Source organism: Bacillus rugosus (assembly GCF_023238245.1).
Classification (GTDB): domain Bacteria; phylum Bacillota; class Bacilli; order Bacillales; family Bacillaceae; genus Bacillus; species Bacillus rugosus.
In genome coordinates, this window is the sequence record NZ_CP096590.1 from 311,466 (window position 1) to 330,541 (window position 19,076).

The 19,076-nt window shown below is 44.4% G+C and carries 16 protein-coding genes and 1 pseudogene; 12 read left to right on the forward strand and 5 right to left on the reverse strand.

Annotation, left to right across the window (positions count from 1 at the left end):
* The first annotated feature begins 1 nt into the window (after position 1).
* From M0696_RS01695 to niaP, 5 genes are all read left to right on the forward strand, one after another.
* Positions 2 to 1,111 (forward strand): cysteine protease StiP family protein, encoded by a 1,110-nt coding sequence (locus tag M0696_RS01695; RefSeq protein ID WP_248602412.1) that lies wholly within the window; start codon positions 2 to 4, stop codon positions 1,109 to 1,111.
* The gene (locus M0696_RS01700; protein ID WP_248602413.1) at positions 1,108 to 1,908 is read left to right on the forward strand and encodes an HAD family hydrolase; all 801 of its coding nucleotides are present in this window, start codon (positions 1,108 to 1,110) and stop codon (positions 1,906 to 1,908) included. The genes M0696_RS01695 and M0696_RS01700 overlap by 4 nt, the downstream gene beginning before the upstream one ends.
* 31 nt (positions 1,909 to 1,939) lie before the next feature.
* Positions 1,940 to 3,553, forward strand: coding sequence for a YceG family protein (locus tag M0696_RS01705; protein ID WP_248602746.1), 1,614 nt, complete (start codon positions 1,940 to 1,942; stop codon positions 3,551 to 3,553).
* A 15-nt stretch (positions 3,554 to 3,568) separates the two neighbouring features.
* Complete coding sequence (locus M0696_RS01710; protein WP_248602414.1) at positions 3,569 to 4,660, forward strand: toxic anion resistance protein; 1,092 nt, start codon at positions 3,569 to 3,571, stop codon at positions 4,658 to 4,660.
* Positions 4,661 to 4,782: 122 nt separating this feature from the next.
* Entirely contained in the window at positions 4,783 to 5,985 is a 1,203-nt protein-coding gene (niaP, locus tag M0696_RS01715; RefSeq protein ID WP_248602415.1) for a niacin permease NiaP, read from the forward strand.
* A 29-nt stretch (positions 5,986 to 6,014) separates the two neighbouring features.
* On the opposite strand, the gene M0696_RS01720 is transcribed toward niaP, so the two are convergent.
* The gene (locus M0696_RS01720; RefSeq protein WP_396021425.1) at positions 6,015 to 7,157 is read right to left on the reverse strand and encodes an MFS transporter; all 1,143 of its coding nucleotides are present in this window, start codon (positions 7,155 to 7,157) and stop codon (positions 6,015 to 6,017) included.
* 98 nt (positions 7,158 to 7,255) lie between these two features.
* Positions 7,256 to 7,558, reverse strand: coding sequence for an ArsR/SmtB family transcription factor (locus M0696_RS01725; RefSeq protein WP_222143654.1), 303 nt, complete (start codon positions 7,556 to 7,558; stop codon positions 7,256 to 7,258).
* Positions 7,559 to 7,846: 288 nt separating this feature from the next.
* Here M0696_RS01725 and opuAA point away from each other — a divergent pair, with 288 nt between their 5' ends.
* Genes opuAA through opuAC form a run of 3 tightly spaced genes read left to right on the forward strand, consistent with a single transcriptional unit; the run spans position 7,847 to position 10,834 of the window.
* Complete coding sequence (gene opuAA, locus M0696_RS01730) at positions 7,847 to 9,103, forward strand: glycine/proline betaine ABC transporter ATP-binding protein OpuAA (RefSeq protein ID WP_222143498.1); 1,257 nt, start codon at positions 7,847 to 7,849, stop codon at positions 9,101 to 9,103.
* A 1-nt stretch (position 9,104) separates the two neighbouring features.
* Entirely contained in the window at positions 9,105 to 9,953 is an 849-nt protein-coding gene (gene opuAB / locus M0696_RS01735) for a glycine/proline betaine ABC transporter permease subunit OpuAB (protein ID WP_166854367.1), read from the forward strand.
* The gene (gene opuAC, locus M0696_RS01740) at positions 9,953 to 10,834 is read left to right on the forward strand and encodes a glycine/proline betaine ABC transporter substrate-binding protein OpuAC (RefSeq protein ID WP_248602416.1); all 882 of its coding nucleotides are present in this window, start codon (positions 9,953 to 9,955) and stop codon (positions 10,832 to 10,834) included. The genes opuAB and opuAC overlap by 1 nt, the downstream gene beginning before the upstream one ends.
* Positions 10,835 to 10,964: 130 nt before the next feature.
* Here opuAC and M0696_RS01745 read toward each other — a convergent pair whose 3' ends face one another.
* The 3 genes from M0696_RS01745 to M0696_RS01755 all read right to left on the reverse strand — a co-directional run bounded on the left by M0696_RS01745 (position 10,965) and on the right by M0696_RS01755 (position 13,457).
* Positions 10,965 to 11,564 carry a DUF421 domain-containing protein gene (locus tag M0696_RS01745; protein WP_248602417.1) on the reverse strand — a complete coding sequence of 200 codons (600 nt, stop codon included), beginning with the start codon at positions 11,562 to 11,564 and terminating at the stop codon, positions 10,965 to 10,967.
* A 123-nt stretch (positions 11,565 to 11,687) separates the two neighbouring features.
* On the reverse strand, positions 11,688 to 12,995 hold the full coding sequence (locus tag M0696_RS01750) for a chloride channel protein (RefSeq protein ID WP_248602418.1): 1,308 nt from the start codon (positions 12,993 to 12,995) through the stop codon (positions 11,688 to 11,690).
* A gap of 267 nt (positions 12,996 to 13,262) precedes the next feature.
* A complete protein-coding gene (locus M0696_RS01755; protein ID WP_248602419.1) occupies positions 13,263 to 13,457 on the reverse strand; it encodes a hypothetical protein in 195 nt (64 codons plus the stop codon).
* 69 nt (positions 13,458 to 13,526) lie between these two features.
* On the opposite strand from M0696_RS01755, the pseudogene M0696_RS01760 reads away from it, so the two are divergent.
* The 4 genes and pseudogenes from M0696_RS01760 (at position 13,527) to M0696_RS01775 (ending at position 19,048) form a co-directional block, all read left to right on the forward strand.
* A pseudogene (locus tag M0696_RS01760) lies at positions 13,527 to 14,127 on the forward strand (DUF6773 family protein).
* 144 nt (positions 14,128 to 14,271) lie between these two features.
* Complete coding sequence (gene amyE / locus M0696_RS01765) at positions 14,272 to 16,251, forward strand: alpha-amylase (protein ID WP_248602420.1); 1,980 nt, start codon at positions 14,272 to 14,274, stop codon at positions 16,249 to 16,251.
* Positions 16,252 to 16,425: 174 nt separating this feature from the next.
* A complete protein-coding gene (locus M0696_RS01770) occupies positions 16,426 to 17,391 on the forward strand; it encodes an L-lactate dehydrogenase (protein ID WP_248602421.1) in 966 nt (321 codons plus the stop codon).
* A gap of 31 nt (positions 17,392 to 17,422) precedes the next feature.
* A complete protein-coding gene (locus tag M0696_RS01775) occupies positions 17,423 to 19,048 on the forward strand; it encodes an L-lactate permease (RefSeq protein WP_248602422.1) in 1,626 nt (541 codons plus the stop codon).
* The last annotated feature ends 28 nt before the right edge of the window (positions 19,049 to 19,076 follow it).

Sequence of the window (19,076 nt, forward strand, 5' to 3'; positions counted from 1 at the left end):
ATTGACAGAGATAATTGACCGGATTGGAAGCTATTCGAAGGAGGATGTCACCTTTCTATTAAAAGATTTGTCCGCCGTTTCGATTGAAAAAAGCACGGAAGAACGGGAACGGTCGATTCAAAGCGGCACCCATTACTCTGAAATGCTGCCGATCGAATATAAGCCGACAGATGAGTATATGAAACTGTTTTATGCCTCGCTTGAAGACAGTAAACAGAAGGTTGCGTTGGCGGCCGGAGCTGTGGCGGAGCAGCTTTTCGCCAAACACGGTAAGCATATGGTTTTGTGCAGCCTGGCAAGGGCAGGCACGCCGATCGGTGTATTGATCAAACGGTACATCAAAATGAAGTATCACATCTCAGTTCCGCACTACAGCATATCGATTATTCGGGACAGAGGAATTGATGAAAACGCCTTGCAGTATATGCTGAAGCATCATCCAGACGGAAAGATCGCCTTTATCGACGGCTGGACAGGCAAAGGCGCTATTACAAAAGAACTGAACCGATCCATCCAACAGTTTAACCAGCGCTGGAATACGAGACTTTCCTCAGAAATTGCGGTGCTTGCCGATCCGGGTGATTGCGCGGACATCTACGGAACGAAGGAGGATTTTCTGATTCCGAGTGCCTGCTTGAACTCTACGGTCTCGGGTCTTGTCAGCCGAACGGTCTTAAATGAAAAATGGATGGGGCCGAATGATTTTCACGGGGCGAAATATTACCGTGAGCTGAGCGAAGAGGATGTTTCTGTATTCTATATTGAAACGATAGCGGAGCAATTTCCGTCTATTTTTAAAGAAGCAGAACGCCTGGCAATTAGCTTTCAGCGCGCACATATGAAACCGGATTGGAGCGGCTTGGTTTCCATTGAGACGATCCGAGAGCAATTTGGCATCAGCAATACGAACCTGATCAAACCGGGAGTCGGAGAAACGACCCGTGTGCTTCTTCGCAGAGTGCCTTGGAAAATACTAATTCAGCCTGGCGCAGAAGAAACGCTGAAACATATTCTTTTACTGGCAAAGGATCGGGGAGTGCCTGTAGAAGAATACGAGAACATGTCTTACAGCTGCTGCGGGCTAATTCGTCCGGCGGAGAAAAGCCTATGAACGCGTTTGCCAGCGATTTAGACAGAACATTAATTTATTCAAGGCGCATGATCGGCACGCCCGATAAGGAAGCCGGGATTGAGCTGATAGAAACATTAAATGGGCGGGAGCTTTCTTATATTTCCTCAGCCGTAAAAGAGCATATAAATCAGATTCAGAAGGATCACTATTTTATCCCTGTGACCACGCGTACAAACGAACAGTATAAGAGAATCGTATGTTTCCAGCAGGACATTGTGCCGGAATATGCGGTGACAACAAATGGCGGGTGCATCTTAAAGGACGGCGAGCCTCTGAAAGAGTGGGACGAGCTGATGAAAGAGGAGCTGGCGTCGTGTCTGGCGATCGAGGCCATGCTGAGGGAAATTGCAGGTCTCTCGTTATCAGATGCGGTAAAAAGAACCCGAATCGCCCATCACTATTTTGTGTATCTCATTTTACATGAGGAAAAAATACCGTACATTGATATATCGGCTGTGAAAAAGTGGGGAGCGGATAAGGGCTGGCAAGTATCCCTGCAAGGGCGAAAGCTTTACTTTATTCCCAATCCGCTTAATAAGTGGAAAGCGGTCGAATACCTGAAATCCAGGCTCTCTCTTGATGAAATTTATACGGCTGGAGATTCTCTGCTTGACCTTGAACTGATCCGTGAAGCCGATTTTGGCATCGCACCCGCGCACGGCGAGGTATTGAGTCACGATCCGAAACTTCGCAAAACGGTTGCAAGCGGCATGCTGGCGGGAGAAGAAATCACAGCGTCAGTTTTATCGCAAATATCTAAATTAAAACACGTGTAATCTACACAAACAAACCGGAAAGGAGGATATGATGAGACAAGAAGAACTAACCATTCATAAAGCATTTCCGGCTGATGGGAATTGGAAAAGCCTGCTGTTTCAGCCATTGCCCGAGCGGGATCACTATGAAACAGAACAAGGCCTTTCTTTTTCTCGTCTTGCCGGGCAGATATTAGGCACACCTATTGATGAAACGGACTATTATAACGAGCTGTATGAGCTGTCTACTCACGATCGCATTACCATTCTGAGTGAAACGCTTGATAAAACAATCGAGCCGGAAACATTTCAAAAGCTCCAGCACATTCATTCCATCAATCAGAAAGAAAAAGGGCTGTCAGTCAGCCGCTTTGTTGCCTTTCTGGACGGAGAAAAACTGATTGCGAAGCACTCGAATCCCTTGATGCACCGCCATTTAAGAAAAGCGCTGATGACGCTTTTACATACCTTTGCAGAAAATCATGAGCAGGGGCTGAATCATCCGGATTTTCGCAGAGTGCTGCTTGATGTCTCGAAGTTTTCGTTGAATCACCTGAATCCTTGGCTTGAAAAAACCGATATAGAGCGGGAGATGCCAAAGGTAGCTTGGTATGGAGACGCGACGAAAAGCCAGCTCTATTTCTTATATTATCTAATGTTAGTCGGCTGTGATGTTCTGCTGTTCCATCCGGCGGGAACCGATCAGCTGGCGCTTGTTGATCCGAAGCAGGAGCTCAGTTTTACGGAAAAGCTTCCGGATGTATCGGAGCTTCAGCCGTTTCCGAAAGAAAAACCGGACCGGAAATCAACAGTCGCCTACCGCTCAACAAAGGAATTCGAACATGTGCTGAATCACGAGGAATCCATGCTGTATAAGCCATGGCAGTTCAGAGATCACACCCCGGTGTCTGTTACGCTCAAAACGACCTATGATGAACTGTTTTTAATCACGAAAGAGCGCGCCTTTATTCGCCCGAATTTCAAAGCTGATAAACATTCCATCGAGATTCCAAATGTATTCGCCAAAATTATGGGCGTGTCAAAAGACAATAAAGAATATTGGAACAGGCTTCATACATTAGCAGATTATCAGGAAACAGAAATGGTAAGAAGCTTTCCGTTTACAGAAGAAATAAAATCGAACTATCAATTTCATTACAGCCATGCGCTTGACCACGAAGGGAACATTGATCCGGACAAGCTGATGGCAAGCAATGTGTGGCAGTACAAGCAGCTTCCGGCGGGTGTTCAGGCTGCCATTGCCAAAACGATTTCGAGAATGTGCAGGCACCCGCGGCTTAAGGCTTTGCATCAGGAACAAGTCAAGGATGTTCAAATCTACTTGTTTAAACAAACGACAAACTTGCCAGCTAATCTGCTGAAATTGATTCAAATGTTCGACTATGCGCAAACCGTTCGGAAACTCGTTTTATATCATACAGAAATGAGCGGCGGGCTCACGCGATCGGATGCTGCTGCCCTGCTGTTCCTGAATGAAATCGGAATCGATATCATCATTTATAACCCTCCCGGCCATCAAGATATTGAGCAGTTTATTGAAGAGGATCAGTATGATATCCACTGGCTGGACGACATGGTGTTTCAGCAGGACTATAAAGAGCCTTCACTTGTGAAAAGGCTGTTCAGAACGATTACCCAAAAGTAAGGAGAGAAGAAAAGCATGACAACAGAAAATCAAAACCCGCTTGTTCTCGATAAAAACGATGAAATTTCCCAGCAAAAAGCTGACGATATCCGTCTTCAGCTTCGCCAGGAACCAGAGGTAAAGCGGCTTGTACAACAAATTGACGTCAAAAACCAAATGGAGCTGCTTGAGTACGGAAAGGAGCCGGCTGTTGAAATTTCCAAGTTCTCTGACCGCATCTTGGGGATGATGAAAACAACAAGCGTGACAGACTCCGGCACAATGCTGACTCAGCTTGGAAAAATCATGGACCGCTTCGACAAAAATGATTTTGATGAGCCGAAGGGATTAATGGCAAAAATATTCAAACGCGGCGGCAGCATGATTGAGAAAATCTTTAAAAAGTATCAGACGCTTGGTGGAGAAATTGAAAAAATCAACGTTGAGATTTCCAAGTATAAAGATGAGATGACAAAAACAAACTACACGCTTGATGAAATGTATGAAAACAATATCAACTACTACATGGAGCTTGAAAAATACGTTGTTGCCGGACAAATGAAGCTGGAAGAGATGCAGTCGATCCTTCCTTCATATGAAGAAAAAGCAGCAAGCGGAAATCAGCTGGCGCAAATGCAGCTCGATACCCTGCGCAATGGCATTCAGGCGCTTGAGGAACGGGTGTATGATCTGGATATGGCACGGATGGTGGCTCTTCAAACCGCACCGCAGATCCGTCTCCTTCAGCGCGGTAATGCTAAGCTGATCGGGAAAATTAACTCCGCTTTTATCATTACGATTCCGATTTTCAAAAACGGCATTATTCAGGCCGTTACAGTGAAACGCCAAAAGCTTGTGGCTGACTCTATGAGCGAGCTTGACCGCCGGACAAACGAGATGCTGAAACGCAATGCGGAGAACATCTCGAATCAGAGTGTTGAAATTGCCAGAATGGCCGGCAGACCGAGCATTGATATTGAAACGATCGAATCGTCTTGGAACACGATCGTCAGCGGAATGCAGGAAACAAAACAAATCGAAGAAGAAAACAAACGCCTTCGCGAAGAAGGTGCAAGACGAATTGCCGAGCTTCAGGATAATATTAAAAAAGCAGCATTGCAGCAATAAAAAACCCCCCGCTTGTGAAGCATAAGCGGGGGTTTTTCATTTACATCAATTAGGTAATGACAATGTGTAAAGACAAGTGTAAACTTAAACGGTAATCATTTTGCATATCAGAGGTGTTGGCTATGGGAAAACAACAGCCTATATCCCAGCGTAAGCTGCTGGGTGTCGCCGGTTTAGGGTGGCTGTTTGATGCAATGGATGTCGGAATATTATCGTTTATTATCGCCGCGCTTCACGTGGAGTGGAATCTTTCGCCCGAGGAAATGAAATGGATCGGAAGCGTGAATTCCATCGGCATGGCTGTGGGTGCGTTTTTGTTTGGATTGCTGGCTGATCGAATCGGCCGTAAAAAAGTATTTATCATTACCCTTTTATGCTTTTCGATCGGAAGCGGCATTTCCGCTTTTGTGACGAGCTTATCGGCATTCCTCATTCTGCGTTTCGTCATCGGGATGGGGCTTGGCGGCGAGCTTCCAGTCGCTTCAACCCTCGTTTCGGAAGCGGTTGTGCCTGAAAAACGGGGCAGAGTGATTGTGCTTCTGGAAAGCTTTTGGGCTGTAGGCTGGCTCGTAGCGGCACTGATTTCTTACTTTGTGATACCGAGCTTCGGCTGGCAGGCTGCCCTGCTGTTAACCGCGCTGACTGCTTTTTACGCTCTGTATTTGCGAACGAGTCTGCCTGATTCGCCGAAATATGAGTCGCTCTCTGCCAAAAAGAAATCGGTGTGGGAGAATGTAAAAAGCGTCTGGGCAAGACAGTATATACGGGCGACCGTGATGCTGTCGATCGTTTGGTTCTGCGTCGTGTTTTCTTATTACGGCATGTTCCTATGGCTCCCAAGTGTCATGCTGCTGAAAGGCTTCAGCATGATTCAAAGCTTTGAATATGTCCTGCTGATGACGCTTGCTCAGCTGCCGGGCTATTTTTCTGCCGCGTGGCTGATCGAAAAAGCCGGCCGGAAGTGGATACTTGTCATTTACCTGATTGGTACGGCAGGAAGCGCGTATTTCTTCGGAACGGCAGATTCCTTAGGCCTTCTGCTTACGGCTGGAATGCTGTTATCCTTTTTTAATCTTGGCGCGTGGGGCGTCCTGTATGCCTATACACCGGAGCAATACCCAACAGCGATTCGCGCGACAGGCTCAGGAACCACAGCGGCGTTTGGAAGAATCGGCGGCATCTTCGGGCCTTTGCTCGTCGGAACGCTTGCAGCCCGTCATATTTCTTTTTCTGTCATCTTTTCAATCTTTTGCATTGCAATCTTACTCGCGGTTGCTTGTATTTTGATTATGGGAAAGGAAACGAAACAAACTGAGCTAGAATAGGAAAAGCACCTCTCGGTTGAGGTGCTTTTTTACATTTGTGTCCGGACTGCGGGTTGGCGTTTCCCGTTTTTACTGATTGTCTGGTAGAGCGCCATAGATAGTATGAATAGAATGGCAGTCAATCCTGTGACGGCTTCGAAATGATGTGCGCTTTGATATAAAAAACCTGCAACACATGTGCCGACAGTGGTTCCCGCGTACATAGCGGCATTGGAAAGGGAAGCGATGGTTCCTCGCGCGTCTGGTGAAATGGATTGAAAGACACCCATCATTAACGGAAAGATGATGCCAGCTGTAAAGAATGTGAGAAAAAAGCTCGTTTCTACTATAAATAAATTAGGAAAGAAAGGAAGAGCGAAATAGAGAGCGCCCATCAGCAGCATGCCGCCGGTCAATGTCTTAAACATGCCCAGCTTTGCTGAAATCCGACTGCCGATAAGGCTTCCAAGCATATTACCCAGTCCGAGTACAAGCATAGCGGCGCCGATTTGCGAAACGGTTAAATGATAATCCGCGGAAAGCCAAGTGCCGAGAAAGCTGAACGACGCGAAATTTCCGGTTTGAAAGAGAAAATAGGCAAGTAAAATGATCGATGTTTTTGGCAGTAAAAACAGCTCCCGATATGGACTGAATATTGACGGGCGCGCCATTTGTTCAGCAGGGCGAATATCAGGCATAACGGCCGCCAGGATTAACACAAGAATAAGCGAGCACCCTGACAAAACGAAAAAGGGCGTATGCCATGTAAAGGAAGCGAAAAACCCTCCGATAGGCAGTCCGAGCATTTGTGAAGCGGCCAATCCTGCTGTCGCAATCCCCATGCTTTTTATGATCTGAGAAGGCTGGACGATGACAGGAATGGACGCCCAAATTTGAGGCGTCACAAACGCAGCGCTAACGCCTGCGGCAAAACGGAACAGGCACATGGCGGCAAAAGAGGGAGCGATGCCGCATAAAAACGTGGACAAGATAAAGCCTGCAAATCCCCACAGCATGACTGTTTTCCTGTTAAGCCTGTCTGAGATCGGACCTGCGATCAAAGCGAAAAGCGCATAACCGAGTGCATAAGCACTGACCATCCAGCCTGACATATCGGTAGAGACATGAAACTGATCCTGTAAAAGCGGGAGAAGCGGAGAAAGCAAAAAGGTATCCGTGCCAATGACAAACATCACACTGAAGAAAAGCCAAATAAGAATCAAATTTTATCACTCCTATAGTTTTATAACTTTGAAACTATGAAACAGATATGTATAGAGAAAACCCTTTGTCAGAGGGTTTCCAAAAAGCCAGGCAGGTATGTTTGAAATGTGTCTTCACGCAGACTGACATATTTTGTCCGCGAATCTTTCCGAGTTGCCGTCAATCCCGCTTCACGCAGCGTTTTAAAATGATAAGATGCTGTGGTTTTGACAATGCTGCATTTTTCACCTACTTCACCGCAGCTGAGTTCTTTTCCGCTGTAATAAAGCGTACGAATAATGGCAAGCCTTGATTCGTCAGACAGTGCTTTAAAAATTTGGGCTCTGATTTGATCATCTGATTGTTTCATAGTCATGAAACTATAATATATAATGGGAGGTGAAAAAGCAACTTATTTTTCCAGAAAAGGAGCAGGAATCCGTGATAGGAGAAGGAATTTCATTCCATTTGAAACGCTTTCAACCATGGGTGGGCTAAATATCACCTGTAAAATACAATCATAAAGGAGGATTGCAGAGCATTTAGAAGCATAAATAAGGTCATGTGGTCACATGGATGTTTATAAAGAAATGGTAAAGAATAAAAGAGTATATGCTGTTTGTGTGGAATGTTACATAAGTGTTACGGTAATAAGGATTGTTTAATATGGAGGGAAAATATGAGTGTAGATGAGAAACCAATTAAGATAAAAGTCGAGAAAGTATCTAAAATTTTTGGGAAACAAACAAAGAAAGCAGTTCAAATGCTTGCCAACGGAAAGACAAAAAAAGAGATCCTGAAAGCGACCGGATCAACCGTTGGGGTCAATCAGGCAGATTTTGATGTATATGATGGTGAGATATTTGTCATCATGGGTCTATCAGGGAGCGGTAAATCAACTTTAGTGCGGCTGTTAAACCGGCTTATTGAACCGACTGCCGGAAACATTTACATTGATGGTGACATGATAACAAATATGTCTAAAGACCAGCTCCGGGAAGTCCGCCGGAAGAAAATCAGCATGGTCTTCCAAAAGTTCGCTCTGTTTCCGCACAGAACGATACTTGAAAACACAGAATACGGGCTGGAGCTTCAAGGTGTAGACAAACAAGAACGTCAGCAAAAGGCGCTTGAGTCCCTTAAGCTTGTCGGACTTGAAGGATTTGAACAGCAATATCCTGACCAGCTTTCCGGCGGGATGCAGCAGCGTGTCGGCCTTGCCCGCGCGTTGACGAATAACCCGGACATCCTTCTCATGGACGAAGCGTTCAGTGCGCTTGATCCTTTGATTCGTAAAGATATGCAGGATGAGCTTCTTGACCTTCACGAAAATGTTGGAAAAACAATTATCTTCATTACGCATGACCTTGACGAAGCATTGCGCATCGGTGACAGAATCGCTTTGATGAAGGACGGTAACATCGTTCAGATCGGCACACCTGAAGAAATCCTGATGAGTCCATCTAACGAATATGTTGAGAAATTCGTTGAGGATGTTGATTTATCTAAAGTCCTCACAGCAGGCCACATTATGAAACGCGCTGAAACAGTGCGGATTGATAAAGGTCCTCGTGTGGCGTTAACATTGATGAAAAACTTAGGGATTTCATCTATTTACGCAGTCGATAAACAAAAGCAATTGTTAGGTGTCATCCATGCGGCTGATGCGAAAAAAGCGGCCGAGTCTGATTTGTCACTTCAAGATATCTTAAATACAGAATTTACGACTGTACCAGAGAATACGTATCTGACAGAGATTTTTGACGTTGTTTCTGATGCGAATATTCCAATTGCGGTTGTAGATGAGAAACAGAGAATGAAAGGGATTGTCGTAAAAGGCGCGTTGATTGGCGCACTTGCCGGCAATAACGATTACATTAATGTTGAAGGCACTGATGAACAAACACAAGATCCTTCTGTACAGGAGGTGAAGTAAGATGGATAGACTGCCTAGAATACCTTTAGCCGATATGATTGACCGTTTTGTTGACTGGATTACGATGACGTTTGGCGGATTCTTCGACGGAATCGCAAACGGGTTGGCCTTTTTTGTAAATGGAATTGTCAGCGGCCTCGGATTTATCCCATCTATTTTGTTAACGATTATTTTCGCAGCACTTGCGTGGTGGATTAGTACAAGGGGAATCGCGTTATTTACATTGATCGGATTCCTCCTGATCGATTATTTAGGATATTGGGATCCAATGCTGCAAACATTGGCGCTTGTTTTGACATCTGTCATTATTTCGATTGTGGTCGGGGTTCCGATCGGAATTTGGGCATCCCAGAAAGAAACGGTTCGCCGTATTGTAACGCCTATTCTTGATTTAATGCAGACAATGCCTGCTTTCGTATATCTATTGCCGGCCATTTTCTTCTTTAACATCGGTGTTGTGCCGGGTGTTGTTGCATCCGTTATTTTCGCGATGCCGCCGACAATCCGTATGACTGTTCTCGGTATTAAACAAGTGCCGGCTGATCTAATTGAAGCGACTGAAGCGTTCGGTTCTACGACAGCTCAGCGTTTGTTTAAAGTTCAGCTTCCGCTTGCAACAAAAACGATTCTGGCCGGAATCAACCAAAGCATCATGCTTGCGTTATCAATGGTTGTTATCGCAGCAATGGTCGGTGCGCCTGGACTAGGTTCAGAAGTATACAGCGCCGTTACACAGCTGAAAACAGGGGTCGGTGTAGAAGCAGGTATCGCTATCGTTATCGTTGCGATTACGCTCGACCGTATTACACAAAATATTAAAGTGAAGAAGAAAAGCAGGGGGAATGCCTGATGTTTAAAAAAATCATCGGTATCGGTGTTTCCGCCATGCTGGCCCTCTCACTTGCGGCTTGCGGTTCAGAAAGTGATGAAAATGCAACCGCGTCAGAACAGGTGAATAAGACCATCATCGGGATTGACCCGGGTTCAGGGATTATGGCCCTGACCGACAAATCGATGAAGGATTATGATTTGAATGACTGGACATTGATTTCAGCTTCAAGTGCTGCGATGACCGCAACGCTTAAAAAGTCATACGACCGAAAGAAACCAATTATCATAACAGGATGGACACCGCACTGGATGTTCTCCAGATATAAACTGAAATATCTCGATGATCCGAAACAATCTTATGGCAGCGCAGAGGAAATCCATACGATCACACGCAAAGGCTTCAGCAAAGAACAGCCGAATGCAGTTAAGCTTCTGAGCCAGTTTAAATGGACGCAAGACGACATGGGTGAAGTCATGATCAAGGTGGAAGAAGGCGAGAAACCTGCCAAAGCCGCTGCTGAGTATGTGAAGAAACACAAAGATCAGATTGCGGAGTGGACGAAAGGCGTTCAAAAGGTGAAGGGAGACAAAATCAACCTGGCCTATGTGGCGTGGGACAGTGAGATTGCAAGTACAAACGTAGTAGGCAAAGTCTTTGAAGACTTGGGCTATGACGTGACGCTTACTCAGGTAGAGGCCGGTCCGATGTGGACTGCGATTGCGACGGGAAGCGCGGATGCATCCCTTTCCGCATGGCTGCCGAATACCCATAAAGCATACGCCTCCAAATATAAAGGCAAATATGACGATGTTGGCACCAGTATGACTGGCGTGAAGATGGGGCTTGTTGTGCCTCAATATATGAAAAACGTCAACTCAATTGAAGATTTGAAGAAGTAATGAAAATGAAGGCTGCCGAGTAAATCTCGACAGCCTTCATTTTTTCCTTCAAAAAAAAGATATAAGCAGAACCAACAAAGAAAACCTTAAAGTAAAAAGGTTATGATGACATGGCCACTTATCATTTTTTTTAATCCAAATTGTCTTTAGGTTTTTCTTTATGCTTTCTATCTTTCACTTCAGTAAAAATGTTATTTGAAGTCTTTGTGGATTCATTGGAGGGCTTAGATTGCTGCGATTCAATCAGCGATTTTAGCATTTGAATATCTTCTTTCGTGGCGTATTGTTTTTCGGATTTTAACATATAACCTAATTGGCCGTTGGATTCTATTGTAGCCCATTGTAAATCAGTCAAGTGCTGTATATTTTGTTGTCTCAACCTTACTTCAAGCATATCAACTGTTAACCGCAGTTTTTTTAAATTTCTTTCATTTGCTTTGCCGTTTTCGACTACAATAAGTGATTTTCCATAAATAAACGTTTCAAGAGCATCTGATTTCAACACGATATATTCAATAAAAAGAAGCGTGAGTACCATTAAAAACGTAATCAGCATAGTAATCCAAATGTTCCTGTTGCCAACAGGTTGAATAATTAATGATCCAACCGCTATCATCATGACAGTTTGAGCTACCGTAAGCTGAGAAACTGATTTTCTGCCAGCTAACCGTAAAATAAGAACTCCTCCTGCCACGACCACTATAGATTTCCATATGAAATTTAAATCCAAAAATATCCCCTCTTTTCAACCAATCATCTTCCTGCGCTGTTTTTATTGTGGGTTATATTATGTATTCTATTCTTCAGCGATAGTCACTTTAGCGGAACTAAATGCAGCATACTGCTTTTTTGTCTAAGATTTTTTTTTCTTTTCGACATTCTCAATGGTTTCTCCGTAAGTGATATTATATAACCTGCTCTTAGGCTCGTATATTTTTTGAGAAGGCCATAGTCCGTGGTGTCCTGAAAATAAATAACTAACCATACAAGCCGCGAAAAAGTACTCTAGCCCCTTTCCGTGGAACATCTCCATTGCCAATAGGAAGGCTGCTAAGGGGGTATTGGCACCGCCGCAAAAAACAGCAATTAATCCTAATGCAGCGAGAAATGACATGGGTAAATCCATGAATGTGTGTATGGTGTTCCCTAATGTTGCCCCCATAAAAAATAAAGGTATTGCCTCTCCGCCAACAAAGCCGGTTCCAAGAGTAACTGCTGTAAAAACCAGTTTGGCGAGAAAGGCAAAAGGAGGAACATCTTCTTTGAAGGATTGTTGTAGCATATCTAATCCCCGGCCATTGTAATCTTGCGAACCTGCTATTAGAGTTAGGGCCACAATGATCAATCCGCCAACAAAGGCTCTTTTCATATGATTTTTTTTGAAGAGCTTCTCAGAAAATGTTTGTATACCGTGTCTCATTTGGCTGTATAAAACACTTAATAAACTGAAGATAACAGCTGCGAGAATAACTTTTATAAACGTAATAAAAGATAGGTGCGGCACAATTTGTATATAGAATTCTTCGTGTTTATGACCCCACACTGCTGTTGTCATAAAGTGACCGGCAAAGCTGGCTGCCAGACAAGGAACAAGTGCTTCGAATTTCAGTTTTCCTAAAGCAGCCATTTCCATGCCGAAAACAGCACCTGTTATGGGAGCACCAAAGGCGGCGCCAAACCCGGCGCTTATGCCGCTCATGATTAACATTTTACTGTCGAACATGTTTAAACGAAATAGCTTGTTTACTGCCGCAGCTATACTTCCTCCCATTTGGACAGCCGCACCTTCTCTTCCCGTAGAACCGCCAAAAAAGACAGTTATGAAAGTTCCCAAATAGACGATAAGTCCCATTCTCCGCGGAACCACTTTCTTTCCATGAACCGCGTCTATCACTAGATTATTTAATTCAGCAGTGTCATTTAATGTGTTATTGGAAAATACCTTTCCGTAGTTCATATAGATATATCCTAAGATCACTCCTCCTAAAGGCAGAAGAAAAATAAGCCAATCTCTTTTTTCCCGCACGTCTCCTAAATAATCGTTTGTCTCTAAAAGAAAAGTTGTCGTTGAGCTCACAATGATACCAATAATGCTTCCAAAAATAATCCATCGAACAAGAATTGAAAAAAAGTTTTTATACTTTAGTATTGTTGCATTCATTCATTACCCTCATTTCACACTTTTAGCTGCATAACTTATGTAATAATCTGGTTCACTTATCCAGAATGGCTTGGGGATTTATGGACTCATTTTTGCAGCAATTACAACTATCTAAGCTAACCGTTCGAACCTATTGTTGCCTATTATTCAAAAATTGATTATCGAAATTTTATTCCGAAAGGAAATCCTTCATAATGATTCGGCTCTTACAAAAGAGGGGGGGTGGATGATGGCCGCAGCCAAGTCCAGGGATCGTTATCTTACTGTTTACGGCGACTTGATGATAGTGCTTGGCGCAAGCTTGATTCGGTACGTGAAATGGTTTCGGTATGTGCTTCTGCTCGCTCTGAGATCGTACCTTAATCGGTCTATGTGTTTAGCTGTATCGGTGTATTGATTACGAGGCTGTTTATTCCATACTGATGCCCGCCGGCTTGTACGGCGGGCTTTTGAATTATTCATTGCAGAAGCACAGGCTGTTATTGTAAGATGTAAGCCATAAGCCATTCGTAAAAGTGCGGGAGGAAGGTCATGAATAATCTGCGTAATAGACTTTCAGGCGTGAATGGGAAAAATAAGAGAGTAAAAGAAAAAGAACAAAAAATCTGGTCGGAGATTGGGATGATAGCGGGAGCATTTGCGTTGCTTGATGTGATCATCCGCGGCATTATGTTTGAATTTCCGTTTAAAGAATGGGCTGCAAGCCTTGTGTTTTTGTTCATCATTATCTTATATTACTGCATCAGGGCAGCAGCATCTGGAATGCTCATGCCGAGAATAGACACCGAAGAAGAACTGCAAAAACGGGTGAAGCAGCAGCGAATAGAATCAATTGCGGTCGCCATTGCGGTAGTGGTGCTTACGATGTACGACAGGGGGATTCCCCACACATTCTTCGCTTGGTTGAAAATGATCCTTCTTTTTATCGTCTGCGGCGGCGTTCTGTTTCTGCTTCGGTACGTGATTGTGAAGCTGTCTTACAGGAGAGCGGTAAAAGAAGAGACAGAGAAGAAATCATCTTGATAGATGGTTTCTTTTTTTGTTTGTAAAGCGAGAGAAACGCTCACAGTTCCGGGCAGCTTTTTCTATAGGAACATTGATTTGTATTCACTCTATCAAGTTGTTTAGATAGAGTGAATGTGATAATTTAAAATGTAAGCGTTAACAAAATTCTCCAGTCTTCATATCAGTTTGAAAGGAGGAAGCGGAAGAATAAAGTAAGAGGGATTTTTGACTCCGCAGTAAGTCTTCAAAAATCAAATAAGGAGTGTCAAGAATGTTTGAAAAACGATTCAAAACCTCTTTACTGCCGTTATTCGCTGGATTTTTAATGCTGTTTCATTTGGTTCTGGCAGGACCAACGGCTGCGAATGCTGAAACAGCGAACAAATCGAATGAGCTGACAGCGCCATCGATCAAAAGCGGAACCATTCTTCATGCATGGAATTGGTCGTTCAATACGTTAAAACACAATATGAAGGATATTCATGATGCAGGATATACAGCCATTCAGACGTCTCCGATTAACCAAGTAAAGGAAGGGAACCAAGGAAATAAAAACATGTCGAACTGGTACTGGCTGTATCAGCCGACATCATACCAAATTGGCAACCGCTACTTAGGCACTGAACAAGAATTTAAAGAAATGTGTGCAGCAGCTGAAGAATATGGCGTAAAGGTCATTGTTGATGCAGTCATCAATCATACCACCAGTGACTATGCGGCAATTTCTAATGAGATTAAGAGTATTCCAAACTGGACTCATGGAAACACACAAATTAAAAACTGGTCCGATCGATGGGATGTCACGCAGAATTCATTGCTCGGGCTGTATGATTGGAATACACAGAATACACAAGTACAGTCCTATCTGAAACGTTTCTTAGAAAGAGCGTTGAATGACGGGGCAGACGGCTTTCGTTTTGATGCCGCCAAACATATTGAGCTTCCGGATGACGGGAATTACGGCAGTCAATTTTGGCCGAATATCACAAATACATCTGCCGAGTTCCAATACGGAGAAATTCTGCAGGATAGCGCCTCCAGAGATGCTGCATATGCGAATTATATGAATGTGACAGCATCTAACTATGGACATTCCATAAGGTCCGCTTTAAAGAATCGCAATCTGAGTGTGTCGAATATCTCCCATTATGCATCTGATGTGTCTTCCGACAAGTTAGTGACATGGGTGGAATCGCATGACACGTATGCCAATGATGATGAAGAGTCTACTTGGATGAGTGATGACGATATTCGCTTAGGCTGGGCAGTGATTGCTTCTCGCTCAGGCAGTACGCCTCTTTTCTTTTCCAGACCTGAGGGCGGCGGAAATGGTATAAGATTTCCGGGGAAAAGCCAAATAGGCGATCGCGGGAGTGCTTTATTTGAAGATCAGGCTATCACTGCGGTCAATAGATTTCACAATGTGATGGCTGGACAGCCTGAGGAGCTCTCGAATCCGAATGGAAACAACCAGATATTCATGAATCAGCGCGGCTCACACGGCGTTGTGTTGGCAAATGCAGGTTCATCTTCTGTCACTATCAATACGTCAACGAAGTTACCTGATGGCAGGTATGATAATAAAGCTGGGACCGGTTCATTTCAAGTAACAGACGGCAAACTGACGGGCACGATCAATGCCAGGTCTGTGGCTGTGATTTATCCTGACGATATTGCAAATGCGCCTCATGTCTTTCTTGACAATTACAAAACAGGTGTAACACATTCTTTTAATGATCAACTGACGATCACGCTGCGTGCAGATGCGAATACAGCAAAAGCCGTTTATCAAATCAATAATGGGCAAGAGACAGCGTTTAAGGATGGAGACCAATTAACGATCGGAAAAGGAGATCCGTTTGGCACAACATACACCATCACGTTAACAGGAACGAATAGTGACGGTGTAACGAGAACTCAGAAATACAGCTTTGTAAAAAGAGACCCATCTGCGGCCAAAACCATTGGCTATCAAAATCCAAATCATTGGGGCCAAGTAAATGCTTATATCTATAAACATGATGGGGGCCGGGCAATAGAATTGACCGGATCTTGGCCGGGAAAAGCAATGACTAAGAATGCTGATGGAATTTACACGCTGACGCTGCCTGCGGATACTGATACAACGAACGCCAAAGTGATTTTTAATAATGGCAGCTCCCAAGTGCCCGGACAGAACCAGCCTGGGTTTGATTATGTGCAAAATGGTTTATATAACGACTCTGGCTTAAGCGGTTCTCTTCCTTATTGAGGGCAAGCGATCAGAGGAAAAATCCTCAAGAAACCATCCTAGATGGTTTCTTTTTTTGTTCATAAATCAGACAAAACTTTTCTCTTGCAATAGTTTGTGAAATATTGCACAATATAAATGTGAAATACTTCACAAATAAACACCGAAGAAAAACATACCCTGGAAGGATGATTAATGATGAACAAACATGTAAATAAAGTAGCTTTAATCGGAGCGGGTTTTGTTGGAAGCAGTTATGCATTTGCGTTAATGAACCAAGGGATCACAGATGAGCTTGTGGTCATTGATTTAAATAAAGAAAAAGCAATGGGCGATGTAATGGATTTAAACCACGGAAAGGCGTTTGCGCCGCATCCGGTCAAAACATCTTACGGAACATATGAAGACTGCAAGGATGCTGATATTGTCTGCATCTGCGCCGGAGCAAACCAAAAACCTGGTGAGACACGCCTTGAATTAGTAGAAAAGAACTTAAAGATTTTCAAAGGCATCGTCAGTGAGGTCATGGCGAGCGGATTTGACGGCATTTTCTTAATCGCGACAAATCCGGTTGATATTCTGACTTACGCGACATGGAAATTCAGCGGACTGCCAAAAGAGCGAGTAATCGGAAGCGGCACAACACTAGATTCTGCGAGATTCCGTTACATGCTGAGCGAATACTTTGGCGCAGCGCCTCAAAACGTGCACGCGCATATTATCGGAGAGCACGGCGATACAGAGCTTCCTGTCTGGAGCCACGCGAATGTTGGCGGTGTGCCGGTCAGTGAACTCGTTGAGAAGAACGATGCGTATAAACAAGAGGAGCTAGACCAAATCGTAGATGACGTGAAAAACGCCGCTTACCATATTATTGAGAAAAAAGGTGCGACTTATTATGGTGTTGCGATGAGCCTTGCCCGTATTACAAAAGCCATTCTTCATAATGAAAACAGCATTTTAACTGTCAGCACATATTTGGACGGGCATTACGGCGCAGATGACGTATACATTGGCGTTCCGGCTGTCGTAAACCGCGAAGGTATTGCAGGCATCACTGAGCTGAATTTAAATGAGAAAGAAAAAGAACAGTTCCTTCACAGCGCAGGTGTCCTTAAAAACATTTTAAAACCTCATTTTGCAGAACAACAAGTCAACTAATCGCAACTATAGAGTAAAGGGCTGATTGTCAATGTGGGAGCAGTTGTATGATCCGTTTGGAAACGAGTATGTGAGCGCACTCGTGGCGCTCACTCCGATTCTCTTTTTTCTCTTGGCTTTAACTGTTTTTAAAATGAAAGGCATTCTTGCGGCATTTCTTACGCTAGCCGTCAGTTTCTTCGTCTCCGTATTTGCATTTCATATGCCGGTTGAAAAAGCAATTTCTTCTGTTTTGTTAGGAATCGGGAGCGGGCTGTGGCCGATCGGCTACATCGTCCTGATGGCGGTATGGCTGTATAAAATCGCAGTGAAAACCGGGAAGTTTACCATTATTCGGTCCAGCATTGCCGGCATTTCGCCTGACCAACGATTACAGCTATTATTAATTGGTTTTTGTTTTAACGCGTTTTTGGAAGGCGCGGCCGGTTTTGGTGTTCCGATTGCGATTAGTGCGGCGCTGCTCGTCGAACTTGGTTTTAAACCGTTAAAAGCGGCGGCGCTCTGCTTGATTGCGAACGCAGCCTCTGGAGCCTTTGGGGCGATCGGGATTCCTGTGATTACAGGGGCGCAGATAGGTGATTTGTCTGCTCTTCAGCTGTCACGGACATTGGTGTGGACACTGCCAATGATCTCATTTTTGATACCGTTTCTGCTTGTATTCCTATTAGACCGAATGAAAGGAATCAAACAGACATGGCCTGCCCTGTTGGTTGTGAGCGGTGCGTATACAGCGGTTCAGACACTGACAATGGCAGTGCTCGGACCGGAATTAGCAAACATTTTGGCGGCCTTATTCAGCATGGGCGGGCTTGCGCTCTTCCTCCGCAAATGGCAGCCGAAAGAGATTTACCGGGAGGAAGGAGCCGGCGAGACTGGTGCAAAAAAAGCATACAGTGCCGCTGACATTGCGAAAGCGTGGTCTCCTTTCTACATTTTAACTGCGGCGATCACAATCTGGAGCCTTCCTGCCTTCAAAGCGCTTTTCCAAGAAGGCGGGCTGTTATATCAAACAACACTTTTATTGAAAATGCCTTTTCTGCATCAGCAAATGATGAAAATGCCGCCGATTGCGCCATCTGCCATGCCGATAGATGCCGTCTTTAAAGTCGACCTGCTGTCAGCGACTGGTACAGCGATTTTAGCGGCGGTCATCGTGACAGGCCTGTTCAGTAAAAAATTCTCCTGCCGGGATGCCTTTGCTTCCTTGAAGGAGACAGGAAAAGAGCTGTGGGTGCCGATTATGACGATCTGCTTCGTGATGGGATTTGCCAATCTGGCCAACTTCGCAGGGCTCAGCTCTTCAATTGGATTGGCACTGGCGAAAACAGGGGACTTGTTCCCGTTTGTCAGTCCTGTTCTCGGCTGGATTGGCGTGTTCATTACCGGTTCAGTTGTCAGCAATAACGCTTTATTCGGACATTTACAGGTTGTCACAGGGGCGCAGATCGGTGCGGGTTCTGATTTGCTGTTAGCTGCAAATACAGCGGGCGGGGTGATGGCGAAACTCGTTTCTCCTCAGTCTATCGCCATCGCCGCCGCAGCGGTCGGCCAAACAGGGAAGGAATCTAAACTGTTTAAACGGACAGTGGCGTACAGCCTGATTCTGTTATTGATCATTTGTATATGGACGTTTATTCTTGCAAGATTAGGATTGTAATAGAAAAAAGCAGTACATGCCAGCCATG